General features: G+C 69.6%; 10 protein-coding genes and 2 pseudogenes. 6 read left to right on the plus strand and 6 right to left on the minus strand.

The genetic code is table 11. From position 1 onward, the window contains the following. The 3 genes and pseudogenes from Q0L11_RS07045 to Q0L11_RS07055 form a co-directional block, all read left to right on the plus strand. Nucleotides 1–130, plus strand: a pseudogene (locus Q0L11_RS07045) (acetyl-CoA C-acyltransferase); the annotation flags it as partial. Between the two features lie 132 nt (nucleotides 131–262). Continuing rightward, nucleotides 263–1723 carry a serine hydrolase gene (locus Q0L11_RS07050; protein ID WP_296596295.1) on the plus strand — a complete coding sequence of 487 codons (1461 nt, stop codon included), beginning with the start codon at nucleotides 263–265 and terminating at the stop codon, nucleotides 1721–1723. Nucleotides 1724–1785: 62 nt separating this feature from the next. Continuing rightward, the gene (locus tag Q0L11_RS07055; protein WP_296596296.1) at nucleotides 1786–3873 is read left to right on the plus strand and encodes a PQQ-dependent dehydrogenase, methanol/ethanol family; all 2088 of its coding nucleotides are present in this window, start codon (nucleotides 1786–1788) and stop codon (nucleotides 3871–3873) included. A gap of 9 nt (nucleotides 3874–3882) precedes the next feature. On the opposite strand, the gene Q0L11_RS07060 is transcribed toward Q0L11_RS07055, so the two are convergent. The 3 genes from Q0L11_RS07060 to Q0L11_RS07070 form a co-directional block, all read right to left on the minus strand. After that, nucleotides 3883–4476: a DUF3501 family protein gene (locus Q0L11_RS07060; protein ID WP_296596298.1), complete on the minus strand. Its 594-nt coding sequence runs from the start codon at nucleotides 4474–4476 to the stop codon at nucleotides 3883–3885. Next, nucleotides 4476–5858 carry a heterodisulfide reductase-related iron-sulfur binding cluster gene (locus Q0L11_RS07065; protein WP_296596300.1) on the minus strand — a complete coding sequence of 461 codons (1383 nt, stop codon included), beginning with the start codon at nucleotides 5856–5858 and terminating at the stop codon, nucleotides 4476–4478. The genes Q0L11_RS07060 and Q0L11_RS07065 overlap by 1 nt, the downstream gene beginning before the upstream one ends. A gap of 121 nt (nucleotides 5859–5979) precedes the next feature. After that, on the minus strand, nucleotides 5980–6396 hold the full coding sequence (locus tag Q0L11_RS07070; RefSeq protein ID WP_296596301.1) for a rubrerythrin family protein: 417 nt from the start codon (nucleotides 6394–6396) through the stop codon (nucleotides 5980–5982). A gap of 170 nt (nucleotides 6397–6566) precedes the next feature. Here Q0L11_RS07070 and Q0L11_RS07075 point away from each other — a divergent pair, with 170 nt between their 5' ends. Next, nucleotides 6567–6758: a hypothetical protein gene (locus tag Q0L11_RS07075; protein ID WP_296596303.1), complete on the plus strand. Its 192-nt coding sequence runs from the start codon at nucleotides 6567–6569 to the stop codon at nucleotides 6756–6758. Here Q0L11_RS07075 and Q0L11_RS07080 read toward each other — a convergent pair. From Q0L11_RS07080 to Q0L11_RS07090, 3 genes are all read right to left on the minus strand, one after another. Continuing rightward, on the minus strand, nucleotides 6755–7315 hold the full coding sequence (locus tag Q0L11_RS07080) for an alpha-ketoglutarate-dependent dioxygenase AlkB (RefSeq protein WP_296596304.1): 561 nt from the start codon (nucleotides 7313–7315) through the stop codon (nucleotides 6755–6757). The genes Q0L11_RS07075 and Q0L11_RS07080 overlap by 4 nt on opposite strands. Before the next feature lie 79 nt (nucleotides 7316–7394). Further along, complete coding sequence (locus tag Q0L11_RS07085; RefSeq protein WP_296596305.1) at nucleotides 7395–7751, minus strand: hypothetical protein; 357 nt, start codon at nucleotides 7749–7751, stop codon at nucleotides 7395–7397. A gap of 87 nt (nucleotides 7752–7838) precedes the next feature. Further along, complete coding sequence (locus tag Q0L11_RS07090; protein ID WP_296596306.1) at nucleotides 7839–8423, minus strand: hypothetical protein; 585 nt, start codon at nucleotides 8421–8423, stop codon at nucleotides 7839–7841. Nucleotides 8424–8620: 197 nt separating this feature from the next. On the opposite strand from Q0L11_RS07090, the gene Q0L11_RS07095 reads away from it, so the two are divergent. Together Q0L11_RS07095 and Q0L11_RS07100 are read left to right on the plus strand one after the other, a co-directional pair. Further along, nucleotides 8621–8827: a DUF2061 domain-containing protein gene (locus Q0L11_RS07095; RefSeq protein WP_296596307.1), complete on the plus strand. Its 207-nt coding sequence runs from the start codon at nucleotides 8621–8623 to the stop codon at nucleotides 8825–8827. A gap of 17 nt (nucleotides 8828–8844) precedes the next feature. Next, nucleotides 8845–8962: pseudogene (locus tag Q0L11_RS07100) on the plus strand (DNA starvation/stationary phase protection protein); the annotation flags it as partial.

Here is an 8962-nt window from a genome sequence, read left to right on the forward strand (position 1 = left end):
CGGCATGACCGGCGCCCGCTGCACGGCCCACCTGATGTACGAAGGCAAGCGCCGCGGCGCGAAGTACGGCGTCGTCACCATGTGCATCGGCGGCGGGATGGGCGCGGCGGGTCTGTTCGAGATTTTCTAAGAATTATCGATCTTCTACATTACGCGTAATTAAGGGCCATTCTGTATAGAGTGGCCCTTATTCTTTCAGGAAATTCACGTGAGCGGCTTCTCCGCGCCAGCTAGCCCTGTGGCCAGCAGCCCGGAGAGTTCCATGCGTCGCTCGTTGCTCTTTCTTGTCCTCGCCGCCGCGACGGCCGGCGCCATCCCGGCCACCGCCCCGGCCCAGCCCGTCCCGCCCGCGGAGCAGGCGGCGGCCCAGCCGCTGATCGACGACTTCGTGCGCGCGGTGAACGGCGACGCGGCGGCGCGGGCCGACTTCCTGGCGCGGCGGATGGCGGCGAACCCGCAGATGCCGCGCGCGGACTTCGCACCCGCGCTCGACACGATCGCGCGGACCAGCGGCGGGGTGAAGCTGCAGTCGTGGCAGCATCGCGGGCGCCTGCGCCTCATGCTCACGGCGGCGAACGGCAGGGTCGGCCGGGTGGACCTGTTTCAGGACGCACAGGATCCGACCCGGATCTCCATGATGATACCCGTCGCCGTGCCCACGCCCTACGTGGGGCCGAAGGTCACCGCGCCCGTTCCCCGCGCCGAGCTCGTGAAGGCGATCGACGCCCGCGTGCGGTTCGCCGCCGAGCGCGACGAGTTCTCGGGCGTCGTGCTGGTGATGAAGGACGGCGAGGTGATCTACCAGCGCCTGGTGGGCCAGGCCGACAAGGCCGCGCACCGGCCGGTGACGGCGGACACGCGCTTCAACATCGGCTCCGCCGGAAAGTCGTTCACGGCGGTCGCCATCGGCCAGCTCATGGAGCAGGGCAAGCTCTCGCTCGACACCCGGGTGATCGACGTGCTGCCCGACTATCCGAACCCCGAGGCGGCGCGGAAGACCACCATCCGCCACCTGCTGTCCCACCAGGCGGGCCTCGGCATGCTGTTCGAGCGCCCCGGCTGGAACTGGAAGCTGCGCTATGAGCGCATGTCGGAACTGCTGCCGCTGTTCGCCGCCCAGCCCACCGAGTTCGAGCCGGGAACCCGCGCCTCGTATTCCAACGAGGGCTTCATCGTGCTGGGCGCGATCGTCGAGAAGCTGTCCGGCCAGACCTGGTACGACTACGTGCGGGCGAACGTCTTCGCGCCGGCCGGCATGACCGCGACGGACAGCCTCACCGACGACCCAGCCATTCCCGACCGGGCCACGGGCTACATGTACGGCGACGACGACCCGCTGGGCTTCGGCCCGCGCAAGCCCAACTGGGACACGCTGTCGTGGCGCGGCAATTCCTGCGGCGGCCAGTTCTCGACTGCCGCCGACATGATCCGTTTCCTGCAGGCGCTGAAGGCCGGGAAGCTGCTGAAGCCCGAAACGGCGGCGCTGTTCGTGGCCGACGCCCGCACCGGTCGCGACTATGGCCTGGGGTTCGAGCACTTCGACCTGCCCGGCGGTCGCACCCTCGTGGGCCATGGCGGCGGCGGCCCGGCCTCGGGGGTCAATTCCGACGCCAAGATGATCTGGGAAACCGGCTACGCCTATGCCGTGATGGGCAACTACGACAGCCCCTTCGCCCAGATCGTCGCGCGGGACATCGGCGACATGCTCGCGACGCAGAATTAGCCGCGCGTCGGGCCTGCCCTTTCCGCCGCCAGCGGCTAAGCTGGCCGGCAAAAGACCGGGGGATGAGGCGCGTGAAGGGTGTGTGGCGTTGGGCGGCCGTGATCGGCCTCGCCCTCAGCGTGGCGGCGTGCGGGCGCGGCGGGATCGACGCGAAGCGGATCGAAGCGGCGGACGGCTCGGAGTGGCTGACCTACGGCCGCACCTATGACGAGCAGCGCTTCAGCCCCCTGAAGCAGGTCGACCGGCAGACCGTGGGCCGCCTGGGCGTCGCGTGGTGGGCCGACTTCGACACCGACCGCGGCCAGGAGGCGACGCCGCTGGTGGCCGACGGGGTGCTCTACACTACCACCGCCTGGTCGAAGGTCGCAGCGTTCGACGCGCGCACCGGCAAGCTCCTCTGGAAATACGATCCCAAGGTTCCGGGCGAGGCCGGCTTCAACGCCTGCTGCGATGTGGTCAACCGCGGCGCGGCGCTGTGGAAGGACAAGCTGTACGTCGGCACGATCGACGGGCGGCTGATCGCGCTGGACGCCAAGACGGGCGCCGTCGCCTGGGACGTCCAGACCACCGACCGTTCGAAGCCCTACACCATCACCGGCGCGCCGCGGGTGGTGAAGGGCAAGGTGCTGATCGGCAACGGCGGCGCCGAGTACGGCGTGCGCGGCTACGTCTCGGCCTACGACGCGGCCAGCGGCAAGCTGAGCTGGCGCTTCTACACCACGCCCAACCCGAAGGGCGCGCCGGACGGGGCGGCCTCGGACAAGGTGTTTCGCGACAAGGCCGCGGCTACCTGGAGCGACGGGGTCTGGAAGGAGAGCGGCGGCGGCGGCACCGTCTGGGACGCCATCACCTACGACCCGAAGCTGGACCTGGTGTTCGTCGGCGTCGGCAACGGCAATCCGTGGAACCACAAGCTGCGGTCGGGCGGGAAGGGCGACAACCTGTTCCTGTCCTCGATCGTCGCGCTGAGACCCGACACGGGCGAGTATGTCTGGCACTACCAGACCACCCCCGGCGAGAGCTGGGACTACACCGCCACCCAGCACATCATGCTGGCCGACCTGAAGATCGGGGGCGCGGACCGCCGCGTCGTGATGCAGGCGCCGAAGAACGGCTTCTTCTACGTGCTGGACGCCAGGACGGGGGCGCTGATCTCGGCCGAGAAATACGTCCCGGTGGATTGGGCCGAGCGCGTCGACCCGAAGACCGGACGCCCGGTGGAGGCGCCCTTCGCCCGCTATCGCGACGGCGCCGTCAGCCAGCAGGCGTCGAGCCCCCTGGGCGGCCACAACTGGCAGCCGATGGCGTTCAGCCCGAAGGAGCGGCTGGTCTACATCCCCGCCATGCGCAACCGCGGCTTCTACGCCGAAGCACAGGGCTTCAAGTTCATTCCCGGCGCCTGGAACACGGGCCTGGTGCGGGCGCAGGCGGGGCCGAACACGCCCTCGCCGAAGCCGGCGACGCCGCCGCTCGCCACCGGCGAACTGATCGCCTGGGACCCGGTGGCGGGCAGGCCGCGGTGGAGCCTGACCCTGCCCACGGCCTGGACCAGCGGCGTGCTGGCCACCGACGGAGGCCTGGTCTTCCACGCGGCGGGCTCGGCCTTCACCGCCTACGACGCGCGGGACGGCAAGGCGCTCTGGACCCACGACGCCGGCGCCAACGTCATCGCGCCGGCGATGACCTACGCGATCGACGGGGAACAGTACGTCGCGCTGATGGTGGGCGTCGGCGGCGCGCCGATGGGCGGCGACCAGCCCCGGCGCATGGGCCGCCTGCTGGTGTTCAAGCTGGGCGGGACCGCGAAGCCGCCGGCCTTCCCGGCCGCGGTCGCCATGCCGGCGCTGGACCTGGCCGCCGCGACGCCGTCCGCGGGCGACGCCGACCGCGGCGCGGCGCTGTACGGCGAGTTCTGCGGCGCCTGCCACCGGGTCGGCGGCCTGCTGCCCGTGCTGCCGCGCTCGCCGGCGATCCTGGATCCCGACGGGTTCAAGGCCATCGTGCTGGACGGCGCCCTGAAGGGAAACGGCATGGCGCCCTTCCGCCGCTACTTCGACGAGGCGGGCGCCGAGGACCTCCGCGCCTTCCTGCTTTGGCAGGCGAAGCAGCCGCCGCCCGCGCCCAAGCCCGGCGGCGCCAGCCACGGATAGGGATGGCCCCTAGGCGAAGTCTTTCGCAAGCTCGGCGCGGCTGGCGGGGGACAGGCCGGCCAGGTGGTTGTAGCGCTCGTGGGCGCAGCCGATGAGGATGTCGGTCGCCGGGTCGCGGAAGCGGGCGACCAGCTCGGGCTTCATGGGGAAGCGCAGGAAGTGGACCGACGAGGTCTTGCCGTCCTCGCGGGTGCGCTCGACGTCGCCCTCGGGGATGCCCAGCACGCGCTCGCCCGCCACCTGCACGAAGAACAGGTCCTCGACGCCGCCCAGGCGCGCCAGCACCGCCTCGCGACGCACCGGATCGTCGATCTCGAACATCACGGTGGCGACCAGCTCGGTCCCGTTCGGGATCAGCGGATTGTAGGCGGCCAGCTCGTCGGGGATCTGGTCGGCGCCGCCGCGCTCGATCAACAGCATCTCCTGCACCTGGAAGAGCATGGTCTCGTAGCTCTCGAAGTAGAAGGTGCAGTAGGGGCCGAGCTCGACCCGGCGCAGGCGCTTGATCGGCAGCAGGGCCGCGCGCCGTTCGCGCCGGACCTTGGCGAACTCGTTGTCCGACATCAGGTCGGACGGGTCGATGCGACGTTCGGCGAGCGGCATCAGAACACTCCGTAGGCGCGGGCGAAGACCTCGATCGGGTGCGCCTCCGCCGGGCGGGGCGGGGCGTTCTCGGCCGTATCGTCGCCGATGATCTGGGCCAGGTGCTTGCAGGCGAGCGGACAGTCCGAGCAGAGGGTCTCGTTGCCCTTGGTCACCACCTGCCGCGCCGCCGGGCGGCCCACCTTGAGCGCAGCGGGACGCGTCTCCTTCATCACCCCGAAGGTGCCGCCGTGGCCCGAGCAGCGCTCGACCAGGTCGACCTTGGTCTCCGGGATCAGCTTCAGCATCTCCATGGACTTGGCGCCCATGTTCTGGGCCCGGGCGTGGCAGGCGTGGTGGAAGGTGACCCCGCCCTCGACCGGCTTCAGGCCGGGCACGAGGCCGAAGGTTTTGGACAGCTCGACCACATATTCGGCCACGTCCTTGGTCTTGGCCGACAGGCGGCCGATGGCGTGGTCCTCGGGCAGCATCAGCGGCCATTCGAACTTCATCATCAGGCCGCACGAGGCGGTCAGCGCCACCACGTCGTAGCCCTGGTCGATGTAGGGGGCGAAGGCCGCGGCGGTGCGCCGGGCCCTGGCGGCCACGTCGCCGATGTCGCCGGCTTCGAGCTGGGGCATGCCGCAGCATTCCGGATAGACGAGCTTCACCTCGACGCCCTGGAGCGCCAGCACCTTTGCGGCGGCGACGGCCGTGTCGGGCTTGTTGTAGTCGACGAAGCAGGTGGCGTAGAGCGCGACCTTGCGCTGGCCGAAGGCGGGGCCCTGGGGGTTGGGCGCCAGCGGATCGCGGAGCCGGTCGCTCGCCGTCTTCGAATGGTACTTCGGCAGCTCGGCCTCGGCGTCGATCTCGGCGATCGCCTCCAGCAGCTTGCGCAGCGGCGTGTTCTTCCGCGCGGTCGCCCAGTTCGCGAGGCCCGCCACGGGCTTGGCCAGCTTGCCGTTGCGGTCGGTCTCGCCCAACTGTTCGCGCACGAAGTCCTTCTCGCCGGCCCGGCGCTTGGCCGCCCGGTAGCGCAGGATCAGGTGCGGGATGTCGATGTCGAACGGGTGCGGCGGGACGTAGGGGCACTTCGTCAGGAAGCACATGTCGCAGAGGGTGCAGGCCTCGGCGATGTGGGCGTGCTCCTTGGGGCCGATGCCGTCGATCTCGCCTGTCGGGCCCTCGTCGATGGCGTCGAACATGCGCGGGAAGCTGTCGCACAGGTTGAAGCAGCGCCGGCACGTGTGACAGACGTCGAACTGCCGCTGCAGTTCGGCCTCGACCTTTGCGAGGTCGTAGTAGTCGTCGTCCTGCCAGAGGATGGGACGGCGGAACGGCGCGTCGAGGCTGCCCTCGCGCGGCGGCGCCCCGGCGCCCGGGACCTTGGTGTCTTCGCTCACAGCAAGCCTTTCGCCGTCATCCCGGCGCAGTGTGGCGGCGAGCCGGAATCCGGAGACGCCCGCGCACCGCTCCTGGGTCCCGGAGCGGCCGGGCGGCCGTCCGGGATGACAGAGGAGTCGATCAGTCGAGGGTGTCGAGGGCGCGCTGGAAGCGGCCGGCGTGCGACTTCTCGGCCTTGGCCAGCGTCTCGAACCAGTCGGCGATCTCGTCGAAGCCTTCTTCGCGAGCGGTGCGCGCCATCCCCGGGTACATGTCGGTGTACTCGTGCGTCTCGCCGGCGATCGCGGCCTTCAGGTTGTCGGCGGTGCCGCCGATGGGCAGGCCGGTCGCGGGGTCGCCGACCGATTCCATGAATTCCAGGTGGCCGTGCGCGTGGCCGGTCTCGCCCTCCGCCGTCGACCGGAACACCGCGGCGACGTCGTTGTAGCCTTCCACGTCCGCCTTCTGCGCGAAGTAGAGGTAGCGGCGGTTGGCCTGGCTCTCGCCCGCGAACGCGGCCTTGAGGTTCTCGATAGTCTTGCTGCTCGCAAGCGACATATGGCTCTCCCTAGGTGGGTGGCAGACCCCCCGGCCTTGGCCACCGGGCGCGACTATGACCCGCCTGCCCCATCGATCAACATGATATCGTCTATGCGCAGGATCGAAGGCCTCTATGGAGCCGCAAGGCTCCGCCGGTGTTCCGCCAGGATTGGCATGGGAGACCCGTGATGGCCGACAGCAAGATCCAGGGCGAAGGGAATTACGACGCCGCCCGCAAGTTCGACGAGGACGAGCGCGAGTTCATCGCCAAGGGCGACGTGGAGAAGAAGGCCCGCGAGGCCGAACAGGCCCTGGACGGCGCGGAGGGCGAGGAACTGGAGCGCGCGCGGCGCGAAACCGGCGCCGGTAAGACCCACTAGCGCCGCAGGTTGCGGAAGGTGATCGAGTAGCGGTGGGCCGCGGCCTCGGGCAGGGAATGCTCCCAGTCCGTGCGGGCCGGTCCGTCGAGCAGATAGGCCGAGCGCGGTTCGAGCGGGACGCTGATCCGTTCGAACCGCGCGCCGTCGCGCCTGCGGAACCGCATCGTCGTCGGCGACAGCAGGGACACGCCGACCACCTTGTCGAAGACGGGGCGGTCGCGATGCCAGCCGATCGGCGCGCCCTCGCGGTACTCGTTGATCAGGACATGTGCGAAGTCGTCTCCGGCGAGCCCAGCGAACGCGGCGGCGCGATCGCGCAGAGGCAGCAACCAGCCCGGCATGGGCGAGGCGTCCACAAGGCCGGGGCCGTTGAAGTCGTACTTCAGGCCGAAGGACACCACGCGACGGCGGCCTTCGTAGCCGCGGAACTGGAACGGCTCGAAGGGCAACTCGGTGAGATGCGCGGCCAGCGTCCGCTCCTCGTCGGGCGAGATGAGGCCGGCCTGGTACCGGAAGCCCGGCGGGGCGGCCGGCGGAAGGTCGAAGAGCGCGCTCACGGGCGTCAGATGGGCTCAAACGACGGCGGCGGGAAGGTCGCCCTTCCCGCCGCCGCGCATTCAGGTCCGCTTACCGCGATCAGTAGCGGGGATAGTCGTTGTAGCCGTAGCGGCGATCGTCATCGCGCCGCGACAGGCGCACGTCGTTCGAAAGCACGTCGAGCCGGCGGTTGAGATCGGCCCGTTCCCAGTCGGAAAGGCCGTTGCGGCTGTAGCGCGCCTCGAGGCGCACGACGCCGTTCAGTTGGCCGCGCAGGGCGTAGGCCTCGCGACGGGTAAGCTGGCCCGAGCGGACGCCCTGGTCGATGCGGAAGTCGACGCGCTCGATGCGCTGCTCGATGGGCATGCCGTGGCGGCCGTAGCCGTAGGGCTGGGCGGAGGCCGCACCAGCGGTGAGGGCGGTGGCGGCGGCAACGGTAAGCATAAGAGTCTTCATGATTTTCTCTCCTCTTTGCGTGGGTTGATCCCTCGTCTGGGGGCTGAAAACGCCCCCCGCTCGAATGGGTTCAATCGCTGTGGCGCCTCAGTAACGGTTCCAGCCGTAGATGCGGTCGCTGTCGGTCCGCGCGACGCGGATGTCGGCGCTCAGGTCGTCGAAGCGGCGGTTAAGGTCGGCCCGCTCCTCCGCCGACAGTCCGTCGACACGGTAGTTCGCCTCGGTGCGGGCGATGTCGTTGAACTGGTCGCGCAGGACGTCGGCTTCGGCGCTGGTCAATTGGCCGCTGCGCAGGCCAGCTTCGATGCGGGCGTCCAGGTCGACCTTGCGGTCCTCCATGGCGACGTAGCCGTCTTCCGGCGTCCCCCCGGTGCGGACGGCCAGGCGAAGCTGATCGTCGATCAGGCCGAAGCGGCGGTCGAGGTCCAGCTTCTCGCGCGACGTCAGCCCGCCGTAGCGGTAGCTGGCCTCAAGGGAGACGAGGCCGCGCATGTCGGCGCGCAGCATCTGGGCCTCGGCGGTCGTGACCTCGCCGGTGGCGAGGCCCGCGTCGATGCGGTCGTTGAGCATGGCCTGACGCTCGATCATCGGCATCCAGACCTGGGCCGAGGCCGCGCCCGCGCCGAGGGCCAGGGCGGCGGCGGCAGTCAGTAGCAGGGTGGTCTTCCTCATCGTTTCGGACTCCTCGAGCGTGTTCTGAGCTCGGATTGTCCCCCCGATGGGGAGCGAGAACTCCGTTCGCGGCGAATGGTTCTGGCACAGCCGCCCGGCGGGCGTGTCGGCGTCGTCGATTAGAAATTTTCTTTGGATTATTGATTTTAGATTGTCTGGAGCTATATTGCGAATTGTTCGCAAGAAGGAGCGCCGCCATGCGCCTCGCCGCCAAGACGTTCAGCTGGTCGCTGGTCCACATGACCGTCGCCATCGCCGTGGCCTACGCGCTGACCCAGAATTGGCGCGCCGCGTTGGCCGTGGGCCTGATCGAGCCCATCTTCCAGACCATCGCCTTCGCGCTGCACGAGCGGGCGTGGGCCGGCCGCGAGCCGGTCCCCGTGCGCGCGCACGCCCACCACTGACCGAAAGGGGACAAACCATGGCCGACAAGTCGCAGAAGAAGGTCGCCGCCGGGCTCGCCAAGCTCCTGGCCGACACCTACGCGGTCTACCTGAAGACCCACGGCTACCACTGGAACGTCCGCGGCCCGAACTTCG

The organism is Phenylobacterium sp. (assembly GCF_024508875.1).
Taxonomy (GTDB): domain Bacteria; phylum Pseudomonadota; class Alphaproteobacteria; order Caulobacterales; family Caulobacteraceae; genus Phenylobacterium.

Bases quoted from the DNA above. Each gene is read 5' to 3' on its own strand.
- Q0L11_RS07090 (WP_296596306.1), bottom strand. From the start codon at position 8,423: ATGAGGAAGACCACCCTGCTACTGACTGCCGCCGCCGCCCTGGCCCTC.
- Q0L11_RS07055 (WP_296596296.1), top strand. From the start codon at position 1,786: ATGAGGCGCGTGAAGGGTGTGTGGCGTTGGGCGGCCGTGATCGGCCTC.
- Q0L11_RS07075 (WP_296596303.1), top strand. From the start codon at position 6,567: ATGGCCGACAGCAAGATCCAGGGCGAAGGGAATTACGACGCCGCCCGC.
- Q0L11_RS07085 (WP_296596305.1), bottom strand. From the start codon at position 7,751: ATGAAGACTCTTATGCTTACCGTTGCCGCCGCCACCGCCCTCACCGCT.
- Q0L11_RS07060 (WP_296596298.1), bottom strand. From the start codon at position 4,476: ATGCCGCTCGCCGAACGTCGCATCGACCCGTCCGACCTGATGTCGGAC.
- Q0L11_RS07095 (WP_296596307.1), top strand. From the start codon at position 8,621: ATGCGCCTCGCCGCCAAGACGTTCAGCTGGTCGCTGGTCCACATGACC.
- Q0L11_RS07050 (WP_296596295.1), top strand. From the start codon at position 263: ATGCGTCGCTCGTTGCTCTTTCTTGTCCTCGCCGCCGCGACGGCCGGC.
- Q0L11_RS07070 (WP_296596301.1), bottom strand. From the start codon at position 6,396: ATGTCGCTTGCGAGCAGCAAGACTATCGAGAACCTCAAGGCCGCGTTC.